The sequence below is a fragment of the uncultured Cocleimonas sp. genome, from assembly GCF_947495625.1.
Taxonomy (GTDB): Bacteria; Pseudomonadota; Gammaproteobacteria; order Thiotrichales; family Thiotrichaceae; genus Cocleimonas.
Genome location: NZ_CANLZW010000009.1, coordinates 96,244 through 117,104, shown reverse-complemented (window position 1 = coordinate 117,104; position 20,861 = coordinate 96,244). Strand labels below are relative to the sequence as shown.

The window sequence follows — 20,861 nt, the reverse complement described above, 5'->3', positions numbered from 1 at the left end:
CTTAAAAAAGTGGCTAAAAGTAGGGGGGTGACTAATCACATCTTCTACAAAGAAATAAAGATACAAACAAACAGAAAACAAAGAGAGAAAAGATTTAAACAATGAACACGCAACAAAAATCATCAGATACAGTGATTGTGGGCCTCGGCACCACAGGGCTTTCTGTTGCGCGTTATTTAGCGAATCAACAACGTGGTTTCACTGTTGTTGATAGCCGTTTAAATCCACCTTGTGCTGATGAACTCGCCGCAATGGAGCAAACATCTGGCTCACCAATAGCACATCATTTTGGCAGCTTTGATGGAGCGCTTTTCTCTAAAGCTAAACAACTAATTGTAAATCCTGGAATTGCAGTATCTACGCCAGAGATTGCTGAAGCGAAAGTTTCTGGTGCAGAAGTCATTGGCGATATTGAGTTGTTTGCCCGTGAAGTAAATGTTGCTCAGCCTAGTGTTCCTGTCGTTGCAATCACCGGATCTAATGGTAAAACCACGGTAACTACTTTACTCGACTTTATGGCAAAAAAAGCGGGCGTGAAAGTTGGTACGGGCGGAAATATTGGAACGCCAGCTCTAGAACTAATTGAAGATAAAGACTCAGAATTATTTATCTTAGAATTGTCTAGTTATCAATTAGAAACAACGCCGTCATTACAAACATTGGCAGCAGTTATTTTGAATGTATCTGAAGATCATCTGGATCGGTACGAAAATGATATTGAACAATATGCTAAGGCTAAAGCGCTAATCTATAAGAATTGTGAGCATATAGTGTTTAATCGTGAAGATGATTATTCGTCTGATTTTGCATGCCAAAGCGCATTAGATTCATCGGTAATGAAGTCTTTAGTAAGCTTTGGGTTTAATCAACCAGATTCAGGTGATTTTGGTTTGAGAACGGATACAAACACCAACGAAGAATGGTTAGCTAAGGGTGAAGAGTTACTCATGCCTGTTTCAAACATCAAACAGCCAGGTCGTCATAATATTGCAAATTCTTTAGCAGCATTAGCTTTAGGTGAAGTGGCAGGTTTGCCAATGCTGGCAATGTTAGAAGCTTTAGAAGAATTTTCTGGTATGGCACATCGAACAGAATGGGTTGCAGAAATACACAACGTAAACTGGTACAACGATTCAAAAGGAACGAACGTAGGGGCTACGCTTGCCGCACTCTCTGGTTTGCCTGGTAAGACTGTGTTGATCGCAGGTGGGCAAGGCAAGGGTGCGGATTTTTTGCCACTTCAAAACGTCATTACCGAAAAAGCTCGTGCAGTCGTTCTAATGGGTGAAGACGCAGAAAAAATTGCAAAGTTCGTAGACCAGTCGATTCCTGTGAAATTTGTAAGTAGTATGGAACAAGCAGTATCAGAAGCCCACAAACTAGTAAATTCAGAAGAAAACGACAATGTGTTGTTGTCTCCTGCTTGCGCAAGTTTTGACATGTTTAATAATTATATAGAACGCGGTCAAAAATTTATTCAAGCAGTTAATGAACTAGAGAAACAACTTGAGCAAAAAATAGTAAAAGAGGATACATGTCAGTGAAAGCAATAATCGAAGATTACTGTTCTAACTTTCAGCCTTCATGGCAACGATACGTTGATCGTGGCTTACTCATGAGCGTGATAATGCTCTTAGGTTTAGGCTTGGTGATTATGATGTCTGCGTCCATTGCTGTTGCAGAGAAGAATTTTGGAAATATGTATTTCTTCTTTAATCGCCAACTAGTTTTCTTGTGCTTGGGACTTGTGGTTGGTTACTTTGTGTATCGTATTAAAACATCGGTATGGCAACACATGGGTGCAAAGCTATTACCAATCGTTCTAATATTATTAGTGGCTGTTTTATTGCCAGTGATAGGAAAAGAAGTTAATGGTAGTCACCGTTGGATCAATTTAGGACCTGTTTCATTGCAGGTTTCTGAAATGGCGAAGCTGATTATCATTATGTATATGTCAGGTTATTTAGTACGACATGGTAAAGAGTTAGCGCACTCAAATTCTTATAAGCCTTTGATTATTCCTTTAGTCGTCTTAGGTGTTACTGACGGTTTGTTAATGCTTGAACCTGACTTTGGTTCGGTAGTTGTATTAACAGCGACAGGAATCGCGCTGTTGTATCTTGGTGGTTTGAAGCTCACACGTTTAGCGTTGCTTTTTGTTGGAGCCATCGCGATTATGATCCCTTTGGTGATGATGGGATATCGTGGCGCTCGTGTTACTGCATTCTTAGATCCTTGGTCACATGCATCAGGAAAAGCATACCAGACAGTGCATGCCTTAATGGCCGTCGGTGATGGTGGCTGGTTTGGTGCTGGATTGGGTGGAAGTGTACAAAAATTGTTTTATCTTCCAGAAGCACATAATGATTTCATTTTCGCCGTACTCGCTGAAGAAATGGGATTCATTGGAATTGTATTCGTATTATTTTTATACGCTTGGTTTGTACAACGCGCATTCGTTATCGGCTTTAGAGCTGACAGAGCAAAGCTAAACTTTGCCGCCTATTTGGCTTATGGGATCGGCTTCTGGATGGGATTCCAAGTGTTATTCCATATTGGCGTCAATCTAGCGTTATTACCTCCTAAAGGACTTACCTTGCCACTTATTAGTTATGGTGGAAGTAGTCTGCTGGTTACGCTCATGGCAATTGCATTGTTGATGCGTGTGCATCGAGATACGCAAATTGCGTTGTTTGGGCTTAGTGATAAAGAAGCGCAAAAAGCTAAAAGTAAAATGATTGAACAAACGGCTCGTAATAAAAGAACTCGTGACAAGGCAAGAGCAAAGGCGAGTTATGCAAGATAAAACTATCAACAAAATGAGTAATAAACCCAAAGGTCCAATTTTAATTACTGCAGGTGGAACTGGTGGTCATGTATACCCTGGATTAGCTGTAGCAAGAGCTTTGCAGGAACAGAATATTCCTGTGATCTGGATGGGTACGCATAAAGGTTTAGAAGCGAGAGTCATACCAGAAGCAGGTATTGACATGGTGTATTTGTCAGTTAATGGTTTAAGGGGTAAAGGAGTAACTGCTCTTTTAGCTGCGCCGTTTCAGTTGATGAAAGCACTATTTCAATCTTTAAATATCATGCTTAAGGTTAAACCTTCAGCTGTATTAGGAATGGGTGGTTTTGTTGCAGGGCCTGGTGGTCTGGTGGCAGCATTACTTGGTAAGCCTGTGATTATTCATGAGCAAAACGCTATTCCTGGTTTGACCAATAAATTGCTAAGTAGAGTGAGTAAGAAGATATTAGAAGGTTTTCCGGGAACATTTGCAAAAAGTAATTCGGTTGGTATCGGGAACCCAGTCCGATTAGATATTGCATCAATAGCAGCACCCTCTGAACGTATGGGTGATCGTTGGGGACATATTAATGTTCTCATCTTTGGTGGAAGTCTAGGTGCACAAGTACTTAACGAAGTCGTACCAATGGCGCTGGATGAATTACCAATCGATAAAAGACCTGTAGTCAGACATCAGGCTGGTAAGAATAAAGATCAGGCTACAAAAAGTCTCTATGAAAAGATGGGCGTGACTGCCGAAGTTACTCCATTTATTGAAGATATGGCTGAAGCTTACGAATGGGCTGATTTAGTAATATGTAGATCAGGTGCGTTGACCGTAGCTGAATTAGCTGCAGCTGGTGTCGCTTCAATTATGGTCCCTTATTTGTATGCAGTTGATGATCATCAAACGGCGAATGCAAAATATTTAAGTGAGTCAGGAGCGGGAATTTTAATCTCGCAAAACGATCTGACTAAAGAGTCTTTGTCAATTTTGCTTACTGAGCTTTGTGGCGATAGAAATAAACTGATCGAAATGAGTATTAAAGCCAGAAAACTGGCAAAGCCAGAAGCAACAAAAGGAGTCGCTGCTATTTGTGCAGAATATGCGGGATACGATTTTGATAAATCGGATTCGAATCACGATGATCAAAACGAAGATACTAAAGATAATAGACAAACAATCATCTCTGACAAAAGAAAACATGTCGAAGATGATGGATGGGAAACATTTGTAGAAACAATTGGTCCAGAAAACTCTATAGAAAATGGTGATAGAACGTTAAATGAAACTAGTATTAAAAAAGTTAAATCAGGTAAAGGTGTAAATTATGAAGCAGCCTAACGATTTAGCTCGTCGTCGAATTAAACAAGTGCATTTTGTTGGTATTGGTGGCTCCGGAATGGGAGGTATCGCTGAGGTACTGACTAATATTGGATATGCAGTAACGGGTTCTGATTTATCTCAGAATGCGATGACTGATCGTCTTGCGTCACTGGGTGCGAAAATATTTAAAGGTCATGCCGCGAGTAATATCGAAGGCGCTAATGTTGTCGTTACCTCTTCAGCGGTAAGTGATGATAATCCTGAAGTTATTGCTGCTAAAAACATGAATATTCCAGTAGTACCTCGTGCTGAAATGCTCGCGGAAATCATGCGTTTTAGTAATGGTATTGCAGTCGCGGGTACGCATGGGAAAACGACTACAACGAGTTTGGTAACCAGTTTGTTGGCAGAAGGTGGACTAGATCCTACGTTTGTAATCGGTGGAAGATTGAATAGCACAGCCAGTAATTCTCGTCTTGGTTCAGGTGAATACCTGGTAGCAGAAGCCGATGAAAGTGATGCTTCATTTTTATTACTTCAGCCATTGATTTCAGTTGTTACGAATATTGATGCTGATCACCTTTCTACTTACGACAATGATTTCGAAAAGCTAAAAGATACCTTTGTCGAGTTTCTCCATCATTTGCCTTTCTACGGTCTGGCTGTGTTGTGTGTCGATGATGATAACGTTTGCGATATTCTGCCTGAAATAACCAGAACTATAGTTAGCTACGGTATTCATTACGATGCCGATATTCGTGCTAGAAATGTGCGATATGCAGGTACACAAAGTTTCTTTACCGTTGAACGTAGAGATAAGCCGACGTTAGATGTCACCTTAAATATGCCGGGTGAACACAATATTCAAAACGCTTTAGCAGCGATTGCGATTGCTACCGAGTTAGAAGTGAGTGATGAGGCAATATTAAGTGGATTGGATAAATTCCAGGGTGTAGGTCGTCGATTCCAGTGTTATGGAGAGATCAAAACGCATCAAGGTACTGTGATGTTAGTCGATGATTATGGTCACCATCCAACAGAGATGGAAGCAACTATGAAAGCGGTGCGAAGTGCATGGCCAGATAGACGCATGGTGGTTTTATTCCAGCCTCATAGATACACACGTACGCGTGATCTTTTTGAAGATTTCTCACAAGTATTATCAGAACCAGATGTATTGGTATTGATGGATGTCTATGCCGCTAGTGAAGAGCCTATTGCAGGTGCTGATGGTCGTTCATTAGCACGTTCAATCAGAAACAGAGGAAATGTCGATCCTTTATTTGTTGCTGATCAAGAAGACATTGTCGAAGTTCTTCAAAATCAGCTTCAGGATGGCGATGTATTACTAACCTTAGGTGCAGGAAGTGTGGGTACTATTTCCGCTGGTTTACCTGCTCAGTTATCAAAAGGAACGTTGATCTAATGTCAGAAGTAACTGCCATTGATGAGAATATGAAAAAACGCTTCGGGAAAGTAGGCGTTTTAATGGGAGGCTGGGCAGCAGAGCGCAGTGTGTCTCTTAAAAGTGGTCAAGCGGTATTGGATGGTTTATTAGAAAAGGGCATTGATGCACACAAAATCGATGTTGATAGAAATGTTATCGATGTGGTTAGAGAAGGAAAATTTGATCGCGTATTTAATATTCTTCATGGACGTGGTGGTGAAGATGGGGTTATTCAGGGTGCTCTAGAGATTCTACAAATCCCCTATACCGGTTGTGGCGTAATGGCATCGGCTATCAGTATGGATAAATTGATGACGAAACGCATCTGGACAGGCTCAGGATTACCGACCCCAGCGTTTGAGATTTTAAATAGTGAATCAGACTTTGATGAGGTAGTAGAAAAGTTAGGATTACCTGTCATCGTGAAGCCCGCACAAGAAGGCTCCAGCATTGGCATGAGTAAAGTGCATGATGCTAAAGATTTAAAAGCCGCTTATGAAAAAGCAGCAGAATTTGATGACGTGGTATTTGCTGAACAATGGGTAACAGGTAAAGAATACACAGTCGCTATTTTAGGGGATGAAGTTTTACCATCGATCAACGTAGTGACTGACGAAGAGTTCTATGACTTTGATGCTAAATACGAATCTGATGATACCCAATATAACTGCCCAAGTGGTTTAGATGATGATGCTGAAGAAGCATTGAAAATACTATCTAAAACTGCATTTGAGATTGTGGGTGGTAAAGGCTGGGGGCGCGTTGATGTGATGAAGGACAATGTTGGTACGTTCTGGTTAATTGAAGTGAATACCTGTCCCGGAATGACCGATCATTCTTTAGTACCGATGGCAGCTAAACAACATGGTTTGAGTTTTTCAGATTTAACACTGGAAATATTAAAGTTATCAGATAAGACACAAAACAAGTAGAAACGAAATGAAAACTGTAAATAAGAAGAGATCGAATAATAGAAGAGCAAAAAGACCACAGGCTACAGTGCGTGTATCTAAAAGCGATTCTATGAAAAGAAGCTTTTCCATATCCTGGAGACCAGTGATGTGGACAGCGCTTTTACTGGCGCCTATTGCAGCGATCACAGGTAGTTATTTCTGGATTCAAAACCCGGAGAATCTAACGATTAAATCGGTAGAGGTAACAGGTGATTTATCTGTACTGAATAAAACACAGTTACAGCCAATTATTGAATCTTACGCTAAAACGAATTTGTATCTACTCGATGTAGATGGTCTGGAAAAGAAAATCGAAAGTAACCCTTGGGTACATTCAGCTTCAATGACACATGTGTGGCCAGATAAGTTAACAGTAAGAATTTACGAACAACAACCCGTTGCTTACTGGGGTGATAAAGCCATGTTGGCTGAAAATGGTGAAATCATTAAAGCTGTTTTAGCTGATAAGTCGAATGACTTACCGTTGCTTTATAGTCCGGAAAATAAGGGCAGAAATATGGCAACAGGCTTTTTAAAGATTAGAAAGATGATGAAAGGCTTTCCAGTAAAGCTGGTTGAGTTCAAAGAAGATGCACGTGGTTCGTGGAAAATAAAATTAGAAAACGGTATGACTTTAAAAGTAGGGCGTGAACATCAGGAAAAACGTCTTAGAAGATTTATGGTTGCGTATCAGGAAAGTTTAAAGGACGTGGTAGAAAAGATCAGTGTTGTCGATCTGCGCTATACCAATGGCCTTGCAGTTAAATGGAAAAAGGGGCTGACACCAAGCAGCATTTTTAAAGGTTAAAAGAACGTTTAGTTTTTTCGAAGGAAGACTGAATTTCTTATTTATAAAGAAGGGTTAGGAGAATTGTTATGGGGAAACCATTAAAAGAAATAACAATGTCTGTGAGTAATGAAGGCAATATGGTTGTTGCTCTAGATATAGGAACTTCAAAAATTGTTGCACTTATTGGCGAAGTCAACGAAGAGGGCGGCGTAGAGATAGTCGGCATAGGAAAACATCCTTCCCGTGGAATGAAGAAAGGTGTTGTAGTTAATATTGATTCAACCATCGAAGCGATTCAGCGTGCAGTTGAAGAAGCTGAATTGATGGCTGGCGTAAATATTAACTCTGCTTACGCAGGTATCGCAGGTAGCCATATCCAGAGTCTTAATTCTCACGGTATTGTCGCTATTAAAGATAAAGAAGTGACCGAAGGTGATCTTGAACGTGTGATGGATGCTGCAAGAGCTGTAGCAATACCAGCAGATCAGCGCATCTTGCATGTATTACCCCAAGATTATGTGATCGATCAACAAGAAGGTATTCGTGAGCCAGTGGGGATGTCTGGAGTTCGTTTAGAAGCACGTGTTCATTTAATTACAGGTGCACAAAGTGCTGCACAGAACATCATTAAATGTGTAGATCGCTGTGGTCTAGATGTTGATGACGTTATTCTAGAGCAAGTAGCATCAAGTTATGCAGTTTTAGAAAACGACGAGAAAGAGCTTGGTGTTTGCATGGTAGACATCGGTGGTGGAACAAGCGATATAGCGATCTTCCTCGATGGTGCAATTCAGCATACAGCAGTTATTCCAGTTGCTGGTGATCAAGTCACTAACGACATCGCAGTTGCTGTTCGAACGACTTCTCAGTTCGCTGAAAAACTTAAGATTGAGCACGGTTATGCTTTGCGTCAGTTAGTTACAAGTGATGAAGTCATCGAAGTGCCAGGTATTGGGGAGCGTGAATCTCGAGGTCTTTCTCCACAAACATTGGCATCAGTAATAGAGCCACGTTATGAAGAATTATTCTCAATGATCCATGCTGAAATCAGGCGCAGTGGATTCGAAGAGCGCATTGGCGCAGGAATCGTTTTAACCGGTGGGTCTTCAAAGATTCGCGGTGCAGTAGAATTAGCGGAAGAAATTTTCCATATGCCAGTACGCATAGGAGCGCCAATGAATATTGGTGGTTTAAAGGGAGAAGTAGAAAACCCAATTCACTCAACAGGTGTTGGATTGTTGTTATACGGAGCTGCTCAGAATGAATTTTCTGGTGGCAAAGGTTTTTCTCATGTTTCACAAGAAAATCTATGGGACAAAATGAAGAATTGGTTTGGTAGTAATTTGTAAAAAATGCAGCAGATACAAAAGTTAGAAGTTTAAAAAGTACAAAGAAGTAACGTAGTAAAAAATGTTTTAGAAGGAAGCATTTTTAATTTTAATCACATCGAAATTAAGTAATAAAAGGAGTTAGGGCTAATGTTTGAATTAATGGATACAGAAGCAACAAATGCGAATATCAAGGTCATCGGAGTTGGCGGTGGCGGCGGAAATGCGGTTCAAAACATGGTTGATGCAGGCGTTGAAGGGGTAGAGTTCATCTGTGCAAATACAGATGCACAGGCACTTGACGGATCACCTGTTAAAAATCTTATTCAATTAGGTAATGCATTGACTAAAGGTCTAGGTGCAGGCGCAAATCCAGAAATTGGACGCGAAGCAGCACTCGAAGATCGTGAGCGTATCAAGGAGTTGGTTTCAGGGACTGATATGTTATTCATCACTGCTGGAATGGGTGGCGGAACAGGTACAGGAGCTGCACCAGTAGTAGCTGAAATGGCTAGAGAAATGGGTGTATTAACAGTAGCAGTAGTTACTAAACCATTCCCGTTTGAAGGTCCAAAGCGTATGAAAGCGGCTGAAGAAGGAATTGCCGAGCTTGGTAAATATGTGGATTCAATTATCACAATTCCAAATGCTAAGTTATTGACTTCATTGGGTAAAAATACAACATTACTGGACGCTTTCAAAGCAGCAAACGATGTTCTATTAGGCGCAGTACAAGGAATTGCTGACTTGATTACTCGTCCTGGTTTGATCAATGTGGATTTCGCTGACGTAAGAACAGTCATGAGCGAAATGGGCATGTCAATGATGGGTACAGGCGTTGCACGTGGTGATGATAGAGCGACTAAAGCGGCTGAAGCTGCGATTTCAAGTCCATTACTTGATGATATCAATCTAAATGGTGCTAAAGGTATCTTGGTAAATATCACAGCTGGTCTTGATATGGGAATCCACGAGTTTGAAGAAGTTGGTGCCGCAGTTCGTAAATTTGCTCATGATGATGCAACAGTAGTTGTTGGTACGGTAATTGATCCTGATATGAGTGAAGAGATTCGCGTAACATTAGTAGCGACAGGTCTTGATAAGCAAGGTGCAGAGCTACAGGCAGTTCCTACTCAAGAAAGACAAAGTAACAACAGATTACGCCCTGTTGAGCTTGAGCAACCACGTATGGTAGCTAACGGTGGGCATTCACAGCCTCATTACGAAACTACACCTAAGTCAACAACGGCTACAGAGTCTAACTACCTGGATATACCAGCTTTTTTACGCAATCAAGCTGATTAATAACTTAGCTCACCTCTAACTTGAGCCATTACGGCGTTGGAAAATGATCACTTACATTTGTAAGCTCACATTTTCCGCCTTGTTCTGACTCAAGTTAAAGGCAATCTAAGCAATGAATTGTTTAGGTTGAATAACTTATTTATAAAAAAGTAGTTAAAAGTAGGGGGGTGTATTTGTATAAATACACCCCCCTACTTATATGGGCTTTTTTAATCTGCTTACTACTTGGTTTGTATTAGATCAATATTGTAGAGCGCATGATAAACCGTTTTCAGCTTAATCACGTCTCCAGATTGTATTTGGACCTTTATCTTCAAGTGAAATATTCTGCGCGACTAATTCATCACGAATTTTATCTGCTAACGCCCAGTCTTTATTTGCCTTAGCATCTAAACGTTGTTGAATGAGGGTTTCAATTTCTTCATTGCTAATACCATCAGAGCCGGCATCGCCTTTAAACCAATCTTCAATATCACCAGTAAGCAGTCCTAACTGTGATGTGAGTTTGAAGAGAATTTTCGCGAGTCTGAGTGATTCGGACTTATCTTCTTTTTTATCTTCAGCTTGTCTGGCACGATTCACTTCTCGGGCTAATTCAAATAAAACGGCAAGTGCTTCTGGCGTGTTGAAATCATCATCCATCGCTTCTTCATAGCGTTCTTCATAACTAGACTTAGCTTGATCAGCATTGTCATCAGCAGAGAGATCAAGACCGCGCAGGGCAGTGTAAAATCTATCTAATGCCGCATGTGCAGCGTCTAGCTGATCAGTGCTGTAGTTAAGTGGGCTACGGTATTGGCTTGTTAACATAAAGTAACGAATCACTTCGGCTTTATAATCTTTTAACACATCACGGATAGTGAAAAAGTTATTTAAAGATTTAGACATCTTCTCTTCATCAATGCGTATAAAACCGTTGTGCATCCAGTAGTTTGCAAAATGTTCACCCGTACAGGCTTCAGATTGTGCGATTTCATTCTCATGGTGTGGGAACTGTAAATCGTGTCCACCACCGTGAATGTCAAAATGATTACCGAGTATTTGAGTAGACATCGCTGAACATTCAATATGCCACCCTGGGCGACCTTTTCCCCAGGGAGAATCCCAGTAAGGCTCACCAGGCTTAGCGCACTTCCACAACACAAAGTCTAAAGGATCTTGTTTATCTGTATTAACTGCAATGCGTTCACCAGCTCTTAAATCGTCAGGATTTCTACCAGATAATTTTCCGTACCCTTCAAACTTTGAAACTGAGTAATAGACATCCGTGCCGTCATCTTCCTTAGCGCTACCTTGGTAGGCGAAGCCCTTATCAATAAGCGTTGTAATCATATTGATTATCGCTTCGATGTTATCCGTAGCTTTTGGCTCGAAAGTGGGGGGGTGTATTCCTAATGCTTTTTCATCTTCATGCATCGCATCGATGAATCGTTCGGTTAATTGTTTGAAATCTTCGCCATTTTCATTGGCACGTTGAATGATTTTGTCATCAATGTCGGTAATATTACGAACATAAGTAACATCGTAACCTTTTGCTAATAGGTAACGATATACGACATCAAACGCCACCATAACGCGCGCGTGGCCTAAGTGGCAGTAATCATAAACCGTCATACCACATACATACATTTTGATTTTGTTTTCTGTAATAGGGGTAAAAACTTCTTTTTGATTGCTTAGGCTATTATAAATTTTTAACATTTTTTGAATTCTTATAGGGTCTGTTAGGGAGGGTAATAAACGCGGGCAATGGTAGCAGAAGTACATTAATTCCGCTATTATTCGGCTTTTGAAATTGCTTAAAGGCGTATAAAAAATGACCAATATTATCAGACCTAATCAATTACTTACTTTATTGTTTTCGTTCTTCTTTTTAATATCTGGCTGTAATGCTGCAGAGACCGTTGCAGAAAAAACAGCAGAACAAAAAACGAATACGCAAACTAAAGAGCAATCTTCAAAAACTACCCCTACTGTTGAAACTAAAAAATCTGGAGAGAAAATGTCCTCGAACCCAAAAATTAAATTAGAAACAAGCAAAGGTACTATGGTACTTGAGCTTGATGCTGAAAAAGCACCTAAATCAAGTGAGAACTTTGTTAACTATGTAAATGATGGTTTTTACGATGGATTAATCTTCCACCGTGTAATACCTAACTTCATGGTTCAGGGTGGCGGAATGAATCCTGATATGAGCGAAAAAGGTAATAAAACACCGATTCAAAACGAAGCTAATAACGGCCTTAAGAATGATCGCGGAACAATCGCAATGGCACGTACTAACGATCCGCATTCTGCAACATCACAGTTCTTTATCAACCTTAAAGACAATGATTTCCTTAACCACACAAGCGAATCACCAGCAGGTTGGGGATACGCAGTATTTGGTAAGCTCGTAGAAGGTGAAGATGTAATTGATGCAATCGCATCAGTAAAAACCGGTAACCATGGTCATCACGGCGATGTACCATTAGAAGCAGTAACAATTATCAAAGCTACTGTAGAATAAATATCTATTAATCATTCCTTGGGCATTTTTTTGCTCAAGGAGTGATTGCTTTTATTCGCAATGAATAAAACCTATTTCTTATCGGATTTACACCTAGATCCTTCTCGACCTCATCTATATAAATTATTCCACGAATTCATCGGCAAAATAAGAGGTGATGCTGAGGCTTTATATATCCTGGGTGATCTGTTTGAATTCTGGATAGGCGATGACATCATCGACTTACGCATAGGAAAGCCATATCTGCCGATTATAGAGCAACTCCGATCACTCTCTGATTCCGGCACTAAAATATACTTTATACAAGGTAATCGAGACTTCCTGATAGGCCAGAAATTCATGGATCGAATCGGCGGAAAGCTTCTACCAGATGAAACCGTCATAGACCTCTACGGAACTCCAGCCTTAATAATGCATGGCGATACATTGTGTACTGATGACAAAGGTTATCAGCTCATGCGTAAACTGTTTCGTTTATGGATAGTACAGAAAATCTATCTCTCAATGAGTCCAGAAAAACGAGATAAAAAAGCCAGTGAAATACGAAGTAAAACCAGTGAAAAAACCAAACAGAAAGATTACAAGATACTAGATGTAAATCAGCAAGCTGTAGAAAAAGCCCTTATAAGTAGGGGGGTGACATTATTAATACATGGGCATACGCATCGGCCTGCTGAGCATGAATTTCAAATACAAGGTAAAGTAGTTAAGAGAATAGTTCTAGGCGACTGGGGTGATAAGTGGAGTTATTTAGAATGGTATTTTGAGGACAAATATGAACTTAATTATTAGGAAATATCCTAATAAATTTCTTAGTGTTTTTATTTACTACTATTTGTTTGTGATAAATAACTGATGTTATATCACAACTGTTTTATCCAAGTGTAAGCTCTTCAAGACGATGTTGAAATTTACGGCAATTTGAGAGTCGCAAGGTATGAGTTGAGCCGTTTTCTTTTTGTTAAATGTTCCTGCATTCATTATTGTATTTTGAATACAAACAACAAATCAGAAGCTCGCAAAAAGAACTCCAATTCTTTGCTTTTACCGTACCCCCATTTTTCAAAAGCATTAAGCTCGTAATATTCGGTCAAGCTATTAATAATGCAAATCTCAGTTGATTATTTTTTTTCTAAGTTCAAAGCTACTTTAAGCTTCCATGGGTTTATATCAATAATACCAACCGGTTTCGCAGTCTTTCTATCAAATGCCCAAATTACATCTTTTTTGTTATTGCCACTCATTGGGAAGTAAGCGTAATCATCTATATTACCGTTGTGTTTTTTTGAAAACATTCTTAGTTTTTGTTCAGCCTGGTTGTTGCTAATTAAATGATAAATATTGATACCTTTTTCCATTACGGTTTTAGCGTGCTGATTTAACGGAGTGAAATATTTCGGACGACTGTCAATATCTGGTTGACCTTTAAAAACAACATCGAGCATTAAATCATTATGCTCTTTAATTTCTTTGGGTAAATTAGCTACAACAAAATTGGGTGAGGAAAAGAAATAACTATTTAATTGCTCAGACCAAGATGGCCGAGGATAAATATTACTAACATTTGTCAAAACAAATCGATCTATACTAAAAACTGCATAAGCAGGATGTTTTAAAAACAGGGAATACGCTCCAAATATAAAAGCAATAAGCTGTATTGAAAGTAATACATTAATATCGAACTTTAAGTATTTTTTGTTCTCTTTATAAACCAGAAAAACAAGTAATGGACCTAAAACGAGATCGACAAAAATTAACATCCAAGCTGTTTTATAAAAACCACCCAGTTGAGTAAATGAATGAGGGAACCATGAAAAATAGGCGAAAATCAGGAATACAAAAATTATAGCCTGGCTTATATAGAGGTTGCGCAGTGCTATTTTTATCTTCATTGAACTTGATTCCTTTGGCTTTCAAGAAATCTAGCTTAATCGTGAATGAATGTATATTACAAACTTAAAAGATAAAGGGGTATTTTAGGCAGAGCATAAGTTCAAGTCTTTATATATATTGAATAACTACTTCTTTGATAGCTCCCAAGGGTCAGTATCAATAGTGGCTACAGGTTGTGCTGATATTTTATCCAAGACAATAATAGCTTCTTTTTTAGCACTATTAAGAGGTAGAAAAACATAGTTATCCACATCATCTTTATGCTTTTCCAGAAAGCTTAGTATTTTCTTATCTGAGTCTGCTGCTGCAAAAATTATCTCAGGATCAAGAGCCTTTGATAAAACTTGGTCAACGTGATTATTATAAGGCTCATAATATTCAACGCGTTGATCAAGATCGCCTCCGCCCATCGCTGCAGTCAATGTAACCTCATTCTGTTTTTCAATATCATCGGGCATTTTTGCAAACGCGAGTTTACCTGAAGTTAGTTTAGATACATTGAATTCATCAAACTTTGCTTTTTCAGGTTCCGCATCTTTAGCACTGACCACAGTAAACCGATCGACATTGAAGGTGATATAAACAGGATGAACTTGAAATAAAGAATAACCGCCATACACAAGAGCAGCAATCTGTATTGTCGCGATTACTGATAAATCAAATATTAGAGATTTTTTATTTGGTTGAAATACAACAAATGTCAGTAGGGGTCCAAGGATAAGATCAACTGTGATAAGAATTGTTGAGATTTCTTTGAAATCTGAAATACCAATAAAAAGTTGTGGAAAAAAGAAGAATAAAATACTACCAATTACTAATCCTACTAATAGAATACTTAGTCCAAGATGGATTAAAGATGCTTTGATTTTATTTCTAAACATGGCTAATGCCAATTTTATTTTTATAATTCATATTGAGTATTCTATCAAGATTAGATTAATTCTCGCTGAATAAAAAAAGCCCCTCATTTGAGGGGCTTTTCTAAATCAAAGTTAATGATTTATTCCATATTAACGACAAGAAGCTGGAAGATACTTATCAATAATTGTAGTTGCAGCAGTGTTACAAGTCCAAACGATGCTACCAGTTGCATTAGCATTACCTATAGCAAGTCCCGCAATAGTAGGAGTATATGCTAAATCATCCACACCGTTTAATTGCTCTATACCACCCATAGTAACCGTAATTTGTCCCATTGTTCCCGCTGCATCAGAAACTACTACATCAGTAATTTTTGGTGTAATAATTTCACCAGCTGTAACTGCAGCTAATATTTCAGCGGCATAATTTGTAATACCTGTTTCGCCTTGATCCGCAAATATTTCAGCAACGCCAACTTTCAATGAGCTTGCTGCAATTGAACCTTCAGATACTTTTGCGCGGATTGTATAGTCCTGATAAGCAGGAAGAGCGATAGAAGCTAGGATACCGATAATCGCTACAACGATCATTAATTCGATAAGAGTAAAACCTTTTTGTAGTTGCTTTTTCATTTTTGAATCTCCAAATTTATTTTTATGATTAATACATTAATTAATGTAAGTAAGTTTAATTGTTACTGTTAGTCTTATCTTACCGTTGCTATTTTATGCAATATGGCATTAACAAGAACTTAACAGGTTGAACAATATGTTCGCTGGTAGTATTGCATTTGCCGTGCCAAAAAAATAAAAAACATCGCAAGTCATTGAATATATTATTTAAATGGGTTTTATTGGGGGGGTTAGATAAATCAATATAACCGTCATTTGTCAGTTTTGTGTGTCACTTTATGACGGTAAGACGCTAAAACTGACAGGTCATGACAGTTTATCGACCTTTTATCACTTCAATTATCCACTCCTCGGTATAGAAGACAGAATTATTAGCTTGATATAATTACTTAATATTTATTTATCAGGGAGGAGATAGTATGGATATTCTTACGGTATTTTTATTGTGGGCGTTCGGTTTGGCGGTTGTTTTGGGGTTCTTTGCCACTAAAACCAATTTTTGTACCATGGGTGCGGTATCTGATATGGTTAATATTGGAGATACTGGTCGCATGCGTGCCTGGGTGTTTGCTATAGGCTTAGCCATACTCGGTGTGATGGGCTTATCTGTCTCTGGGCTCTCTGATTTATCTTTAATATCCAGTAATGACACAGCTAACCCACCTTATCTCACTGCGAACTTTGCTTGGCCTAGACATATTTTAGGCGGATTAATTTTTGGTATTGGAATGACTTTGGGCTCTGGCTGCGGAAATAAAACCCTGGTTAGATTAGGTGGGGGAAACATAAAATCCATCTTTGTATTTCTGGCAATGGGTATTACTGCCTATTTAATGATATTCACTAATTTTAGTTACACTGCATTTCTTTCGTGGATGGAACCGGCTTTTATAGACTTGTCTTTAAGTAATATCGAAAACCAAGGTCTAGGAACGGTTATTGCGCATTTCACTGGATTGGAGGTTGAGAGCACAACAACAATAGTTGCGGCTGTAATAGGAGGGCTTCTTGTTCTCTGGGCTTTTCTATCGACTGACTTCAGAGGAAGCCTAGATAATATGCTAGGAGGTTTTATAGTAGCCTTAGTCGTTGTTGCAGCTTGGTGGGTGACAACAGGTGAGTTAGGTCAGGCATTGCTTGAAGAAGCGGACATGATGGATGAAAAGCCTTTTGCTCTCGGCGCACAATCATTTACATTCTCTCAACCAGCGGGTCATTTTCTGCGATGGGTTGAAACTGGTTTTTCTTCTTCTTTATTTACGTTTGCTTTAATTGCTGGTTTTGGTGTTGTTGCAGGCGCTTTCCTTTATTCTATTTTGACAGGTAAATTCAGAATCGAGTGGTTTGCAGGTTGGAAGGACTTTGCCGTACATATTATAGGTGGATTGTTAATGGGTATCGGTGGCGTTCTAGCAATGGGTTGTACTATAGGGCAGGCAGTAACAGGTGCTTCTACAATGGCAATGGGTTCTTTTTTAACTTTTTTTGCAATAGTCTTCGGTAGCGCATTAACGATGAAGATTCAATTTTACAAAATGGTTTATGAAGAAGAAGCCAGCTTTGGCAAGGCTTTAGTGGCTGGATTAGCAGATATGAAACTGCTGCCGAATAGTTTTCGCAAGCTCGATAAAGTATAGTTTTAAAAAAAATTAAACTTCTTTCAAAAAGCGCTTGAAAGCGGAATTCGGTAGTGTATACTAGCCGCCTTCTTGCAGTGGAGCGATAAACTATTTAACGCTTTAAAGTAAGGACACGCTAGATATGGGGCGTTAGCTCAGTCGGTAGAGCAGTTGACTTTTAATCAATTGGTCGAGCGTTCGAATCGCTCACGCCCCACCATTATTTCATTAGGCTTGGTTTCTGCCAAGCCTAATATATAAGGCTTAAGTTAAGCTTTTCAATTCTAATAAGCATCTTCCGTGCTATTGTAAAACAATAATCCCTAATCAAATCTACACTATAATCTGACAAAAGCCAAACAGCTAACTCTAAATGGTAGTTGTAGATTTTAATACGCGCTGTAAATCATTTATATTTACATGTATATATCCGGCGGTAGTTGAAATATTTGCATGCCCTAACAGTTTTTGTACTACTTTCATGTTTTCATTGTTATTAGCTAGATCTGTGGCTAATCTATGTCTGAACCTTTTGGTGCTTACCTGAATGCCAGATTTTTTAGATAGATTTCGAAAAAAGCCTGATACCTGTTCACGAGACATGTTTTTACCAGAATAATTTTGGTTAAACAAAGTCACATTGAAAGCTTGATGTTTTTCTATGTCATCTTTTTTGCACGCGCAAATTGTTTGATTTTTAAATTCTTTCAATTCATCTATTAAGTTTGGATGAATAGGGACGTCCCACTCTCGTTTAGTCTTACTGTATTCAGCTTTTAGAGAAATAATCCCTTTTTCAAGATTTATATCTGCCCAGGTTAATCCTATGAATTGCCTTAGTCGGATGCCAGTATAGTAAAACATTTTAATTGTGAGAATCCAAAACCTAGTGGGGGGCAAGGTGTTATCAGAAGCGTTTAAAAAAATTATAAGTTTATTAACATCCGATGAAGAAATGCATTTGAACTTTGTTTTGTAGACAGCAACATTTCGAAATTTAATAAATGGATTACTTTGAATATATCCTTCATCGTAAGCAAACTTAACTAGAGCTTTAATATGCCTAAAATATGTATTGCATGACGTATGAGAAACTCTCGTCAGCAAGCATTCTTTCCATTTATTTAATATTTCTTTGTTGATTAAATGAAGGTTTTTAATTCCTGTATCTTTTACAAAAATATCACTTATTTTTATATAATTTAACATGGACTCATCATTAGGAGTTCGGTCCAATTTGTATTTATAAATAATATACTGAAATGTTAGTACTGAGGTTACATCTATGTTACTAGCTTCTATCGTGTTCATATCTAGTCCTTGAAATTAAGTGAATCCTGATAGAACAATATTATTGTAGTATAACTAAACCGTAACTTAATAGATTATTTTTATATATGAAAATAAATGAATATATGTGTTTTATAAACATCTAGTGCAACAGACATATTACTTTATATAATCAATATGTGAGTTTTTTGATGGAAGTCTAATATTTAGTTTAACTTCGGCATTTTCTATCAACATTCCATTCAACCGCCCAGAGCTTTTATTATTTCTTTTTGTGAGAGTTTTAAACGGCCATATATTTTTTTCAGCGTTTTGAGTGTGAAGACCTAACAACTGAAAATTACGCTGAACCTCTTTGTAATCAGTATTACGTTTTGTGGCATAGACTCTAAAAATCTTTGGACTCACTAGAATTAAGTCTTTATTGTCACCAATAGTGTGAGTCATAGCCTGTTGTTGGTTAATAGTGATAGAACCATCAGCAATTCCATTACTTAACCAATCTACAAAATCACTACCTCTTAATCTTCCCTGGCTACTCACATCTTCATTGTCTTGATTGCCAGGTATGGACTGAACCGTTTCTATCTCAGTTGAAGGGGTTTCATCAATGGTAGGGATAGGCTCTGCTTTAAGTTCTTGAACATGCTCTGGCAGCTCTATACCTGGTGGAAGAGGTAATTCCAAATCTGTACCATCATCAAAATCATAAGAATCTATAGGCATATGTTTCGTCGACAAATTAGGTTTAGCTCGTGTTTCCGCTGATTGTTCATTTGGTTCTGTAGTAGGTTTTGTAATTTGTTTAACAGTAACTTTTTCAGATGATACCGGCCATGCTGATTGATCAGCCCAAAGATGTATCAGTGGGAAACACAGTAAGGTAAATTGATTCTTCCAACTTCCAACAGACACATCCATTTTCCAAATAGCTAGATCATGATCTGTTGGTTGAATAATATTGTGTTGGGTTAATTCATCCATAATACGAGCATTATCGGAAGGTATTCCTGTTTGTCCTTCTTCACGCATGTGAATTCTAATAGCGTCTATAACTCTTTTACTAACTAACCATAACTTATCCTCAAAAACCCAGCCTGCAGCACCTTTTCTATTAAGCGGTAACTCATCATATTCGAGAAGGTACTTAAGGGCAGTTACTAAACGCTTGTAAAGTGGTATTGTCTTTGCTGCGGGGGTTGAAATATTTGTGTTACCCGTTAAGTTTTGTGCAGTTGATATCTGATCTGCCTTAGTAATAATTTCGCCAATCGATTCAGCTTCTGCCTTCCGACCGGTTAGGCAAAGTACCCATTCATCTAAAATATCGGGGTTACTAGTAATCCAATTAAGTCCTATTTCTGGAATCAGATTACTGGCTAACAAAAGGGGTAAGCTTTCATGCGATCTATATTTTCTTCCTCGTCTAAAAGTTAACTTGTATACGTCACCATCTGAGAGAATTTCTGTCACGGGATTAAACTTTCTTGGAGAAGACTCATTTACAATTGTGATGATTTGATCAGACAAGGGTTTACCAACGTCATGTAGTAAAGCAGCAGTAAATATTGCATAGTTCCAAAGCTCTTTCTCTTTTTCAATAACTTCTGCATTTGCTCCAACGGGGAGCATTTTGGCTCTTCTCAACTTAAGTGCGTTTAGACCAGTCTCTAATGAATGCTCAAGTAAACCTCCATAAGAAGAATGGTGATGGGATTCACTTGCTGGAAGCAGTTGGACCTTAGATGAAAAGTTAAATATGAAATCTAAATAATTTAGCTTCCAATGCTCTTGAGGGACCCCAGTGTTCTGCTCTATTTGTGTTATCAGGTGTTGATAAGGAGCTAATAATTTATTAGCCGATAGCGCATATATTCCATTTATTCTTTCTTTGATCGGTGGTGTTTTTTTTAGAAATGAAAACATTATGTTTCCTTATATATGAACTTAGAGTCGCTACATAATAATTTCAGTTCAGGCTTTCCCCCAAACGTAATTGTAACAAGGACAAATACATTTAATTCGTATTGCAAGATTTTCCTAGCCATCAAACATTAAAAATGTGATTTGAGTGGTCTTAGAGTAACCAAAAAAGTAGACGATTTAGAGTCTAACCCCA

17 protein-coding genes and 1 tRNA gene are annotated in these 20,861 nt (G+C 38.5%); 12 read left to right on the top strand and 6 right to left on the bottom strand.

Annotation, left to right across the window (positions count from 1 at the left end; all coding sequences use genetic code 11):
- The first annotated feature begins 101 nt into the window (after nt 1-101).
- The 8 genes from murD to ftsZ all read left to right on the top strand — a co-directional run bounded on the left by murD (nt 102) and on the right by ftsZ (nt 9,938).
- The gene (murD, locus tag Q1A31_RS07130) at nt 102-1,544 is read left to right on the top strand and encodes a UDP-N-acetylmuramoyl-L-alanine--D-glutamate ligase (protein WP_299874364.1); all 1,443 of its coding nucleotides are present in this window, start codon (nt 102-104) and stop codon (nt 1,542-1,544) included.
- Complete coding sequence (ftsW, locus tag Q1A31_RS07125) at nt 1,535-2,806, top strand: putative lipid II flippase FtsW (RefSeq protein ID WP_299874361.1); 1,272 nt, start codon at nt 1,535-1,537, stop codon at nt 2,804-2,806. Before murD ends, ftsW begins: the two co-directional genes overlap by 10 nt.
- Nucleotides 2,796-4,133 carry an undecaprenyldiphospho-muramoylpentapeptide beta-N-acetylglucosaminyltransferase gene (murG, locus tag Q1A31_RS07120; protein ID WP_366942988.1) on the top strand — a complete coding sequence of 446 codons (1,338 nt, stop codon included), beginning with the start codon at nt 2,796-2,798 and terminating at the stop codon, nt 4,131-4,133. Before ftsW ends, murG begins: the two co-directional genes overlap by 11 nt.
- Nucleotides 4,120-5,541: a UDP-N-acetylmuramate--L-alanine ligase gene (gene murC, locus Q1A31_RS07115; protein WP_299874358.1), complete on the top strand. Its 1,422-nt coding sequence runs from the start codon at nt 4,120-4,122 to the stop codon at nt 5,539-5,541. Before murG ends, murC begins: the two co-directional genes overlap by 14 nt.
- A complete protein-coding gene (locus Q1A31_RS07110) occupies nt 5,541-6,494 on the top strand; it encodes a D-alanine--D-alanine ligase (protein ID WP_299874355.1) in 954 nt (317 codons plus the stop codon). The genes murC and Q1A31_RS07110 overlap by 1 nt, the downstream gene beginning before the upstream one ends.
- A gap of 7 nt (nt 6,495-6,501) precedes the next feature.
- On the top strand, nt 6,502-7,323 hold the full coding sequence (locus Q1A31_RS07105) for a cell division protein FtsQ/DivIB (RefSeq protein ID WP_299874352.1): 822 nt from the start codon (nt 6,502-6,504) through the stop codon (nt 7,321-7,323).
- 95 nt (nt 7,324-7,418) lie between these two features.
- On the top strand, nt 7,419-8,654 hold the full coding sequence (gene ftsA / locus Q1A31_RS07100) for a cell division protein FtsA (RefSeq protein WP_299874422.1): 1,236 nt from the start codon (nt 7,419-7,421) through the stop codon (nt 8,652-8,654).
- A gap of 129 nt (nt 8,655-8,783) precedes the next feature.
- A complete protein-coding gene (gene ftsZ / locus Q1A31_RS07095) occupies nt 8,784-9,938 on the top strand; it encodes a cell division protein FtsZ (RefSeq protein WP_299874349.1) in 1,155 nt (384 codons plus the stop codon).
- A 276-nt stretch (nt 9,939-10,214) separates the two neighbouring features.
- Here ftsZ and cysS read toward each other — a convergent pair whose 3' ends face one another.
- Nucleotides 10,215-11,639 (bottom strand): cysteine--tRNA ligase, encoded by a 1,425-nt coding sequence (gene cysS, locus Q1A31_RS07090; RefSeq protein ID WP_299874347.1) that lies wholly within the window; start codon nt 11,637-11,639, stop codon nt 10,215-10,217.
- A gap of 301 nt (nt 11,640-11,940) precedes the next feature.
- On the opposite strand from cysS, the gene Q1A31_RS07085 reads away from it, so the two are divergent.
- Nucleotides 11,941-12,447: a peptidylprolyl isomerase gene (locus Q1A31_RS07085; protein ID WP_299874419.1), complete on the top strand. Its 507-nt coding sequence runs from the start codon at nt 11,941-11,943 to the stop codon at nt 12,445-12,447.
- Between the two features lie 60 nt (nt 12,448-12,507).
- Nucleotides 12,508-13,239, top strand: coding sequence for a UDP-2,3-diacylglucosamine diphosphatase (locus tag Q1A31_RS07080; protein ID WP_299874344.1), 732 nt, complete (start codon nt 12,508-12,510; stop codon nt 13,237-13,239).
- Between the two features lie 329 nt (nt 13,240-13,568).
- Here the strand turns inward: Q1A31_RS07080 and Q1A31_RS07075 are convergent, their stop codons facing one another.
- From Q1A31_RS07075 to Q1A31_RS07065, 3 genes are all read right to left on the bottom strand, one after another.
- Entirely contained in the window at nt 13,569-14,339 is a 771-nt protein-coding gene (locus tag Q1A31_RS07075) for a hypothetical protein (protein ID WP_299874341.1), read from the bottom strand.
- Nucleotides 14,340-14,465: 126 nt separating this feature from the next.
- Complete coding sequence (gene tfpZ / locus Q1A31_RS07070; RefSeq protein ID WP_299874338.1) at nt 14,466-15,221, bottom strand: TfpX/TfpZ family type IV pilin accessory protein; 756 nt, start codon at nt 15,219-15,221, stop codon at nt 14,466-14,468.
- Between the two features lie 129 nt (nt 15,222-15,350).
- Complete coding sequence (locus tag Q1A31_RS07065; RefSeq protein ID WP_366942987.1) at nt 15,351-15,833, bottom strand: pilin; 483 nt, start codon at nt 15,831-15,833, stop codon at nt 15,351-15,353.
- 419 nt (nt 15,834-16,252) lie between these two features.
- Between Q1A31_RS07065 and Q1A31_RS07055 the strand changes: the two genes are divergently transcribed.
- Together Q1A31_RS07055 and Q1A31_RS07050 are read left to right on the top strand one after the other, a co-directional pair.
- Nucleotides 16,253-17,470, top strand: coding sequence for a YeeE/YedE family protein (locus Q1A31_RS07055; protein ID WP_299874335.1), 1,218 nt, complete (start codon nt 16,253-16,255; stop codon nt 17,468-17,470).
- Nucleotides 17,471-17,596: 126 nt separating this feature from the next.
- Nucleotides 17,597-17,672: transfer RNA gene (locus Q1A31_RS07050), tRNA-Lys, on the top strand.
- A gap of 149 nt (nt 17,673-17,821) precedes the next feature.
- Here Q1A31_RS07050 and Q1A31_RS07045 read toward each other — a convergent pair.
- Together Q1A31_RS07045 and mobH are read right to left on the bottom strand one after the other, a co-directional pair.
- The gene (locus tag Q1A31_RS07045; RefSeq protein ID WP_299874333.1) at nt 17,822-18,763 is read right to left on the bottom strand and encodes a site-specific integrase; all 942 of its coding nucleotides are present in this window, start codon (nt 18,761-18,763) and stop codon (nt 17,822-17,824) included.
- A 138-nt stretch (nt 18,764-18,901) separates the two neighbouring features.
- Nucleotides 18,902-20,668, bottom strand: coding sequence for a MobH family relaxase (gene mobH, locus Q1A31_RS07040; RefSeq protein ID WP_299874331.1), 1,767 nt, complete (start codon nt 20,666-20,668; stop codon nt 18,902-18,904).
- Between the last annotated feature and the right edge of the window lie 193 nt (nt 20,669-20,861).

What these genes read in the sequence shown, in the direction of transcription:
- Q1A31_RS07055 (WP_299874335.1), top strand. Translation starts at nt 16,253, where the DNA reads ATGGATATTCTTACGGTATTTTTATTGTGGGCGTTCGGTTTGGCGGTT.
- ftsZ (WP_299874349.1), top strand. Translation starts at nt 8,784, where the DNA reads ATGTTTGAATTAATGGATACAGAAGCAACAAATGCGAATATCAAGGTC.
- murC (WP_299874358.1), top strand. Translation starts at nt 4,120, where the DNA reads ATGAAGCAGCCTAACGATTTAGCTCGTCGTCGAATTAAACAAGTGCAT.
- Q1A31_RS07080 (WP_299874344.1), top strand. Translation starts at nt 12,508, where the DNA reads ATGAATAAAACCTATTTCTTATCGGATTTACACCTAGATCCTTCTCGA.
- Q1A31_RS07110 (WP_299874355.1), top strand. Translation starts at nt 5,541, where the DNA reads ATGTCAGAAGTAACTGCCATTGATGAGAATATGAAAAAACGCTTCGGG.
- murG (WP_366942988.1), top strand. Translation starts at nt 2,796, where the DNA reads ATGCAAGATAAAACTATCAACAAAATGAGTAATAAACCCAAAGGTCCA.
- tfpZ (WP_299874338.1), bottom strand. Translation starts at nt 15,221, where the DNA reads ATGTTTAGAAATAAAATCAAAGCATCTTTAATCCATCTTGGACTAAGT.
- ftsW (WP_299874361.1), top strand. Translation starts at nt 1,535, where the DNA reads ATGTCAGTGAAAGCAATAATCGAAGATTACTGTTCTAACTTTCAGCCT.
- Q1A31_RS07085 (WP_299874419.1), top strand. Translation starts at nt 11,941, where the DNA reads ATGTCCTCGAACCCAAAAATTAAATTAGAAACAAGCAAAGGTACTATG.
- murD (WP_299874364.1), top strand. Translation starts at nt 102, where the DNA reads ATGAACACGCAACAAAAATCATCAGATACAGTGATTGTGGGCCTCGGC.
- ftsA (WP_299874422.1), top strand. Translation starts at nt 7,419, where the DNA reads ATGTCTGTGAGTAATGAAGGCAATATGGTTGTTGCTCTAGATATAGGA.
- cysS (WP_299874347.1), bottom strand. Translation starts at nt 11,639, where the DNA reads ATGTTAAAAATTTATAATAGCCTAAGCAATCAAAAAGAAGTTTTTACC.
- Q1A31_RS07075 (WP_299874341.1), bottom strand. Translation starts at nt 14,339, where the DNA reads ATGAAGATAAAAATAGCACTGCGCAACCTCTATATAAGCCAGGCTATA.
- Q1A31_RS07065 (WP_366942987.1), bottom strand. Translation starts at nt 15,833, where the DNA reads ATGAAAAAGCAACTACAAAAAGGTTTTACTCTTATCGAATTAATGATC.
- mobH (WP_299874331.1), bottom strand. Translation starts at nt 20,668, where the DNA reads ATGTTTTCATTTCTAAAAAAAACACCACCGATCAAAGAAAGAATAAAT.
- Q1A31_RS07105 (WP_299874352.1), top strand. Translation starts at nt 6,502, where the DNA reads ATGAAAACTGTAAATAAGAAGAGATCGAATAATAGAAGAGCAAAAAGA.
- Q1A31_RS07045 (WP_299874333.1), bottom strand. Translation starts at nt 18,763, where the DNA reads ATGAACACGATAGAAGCTAGTAACATAGATGTAACCTCAGTACTAACA.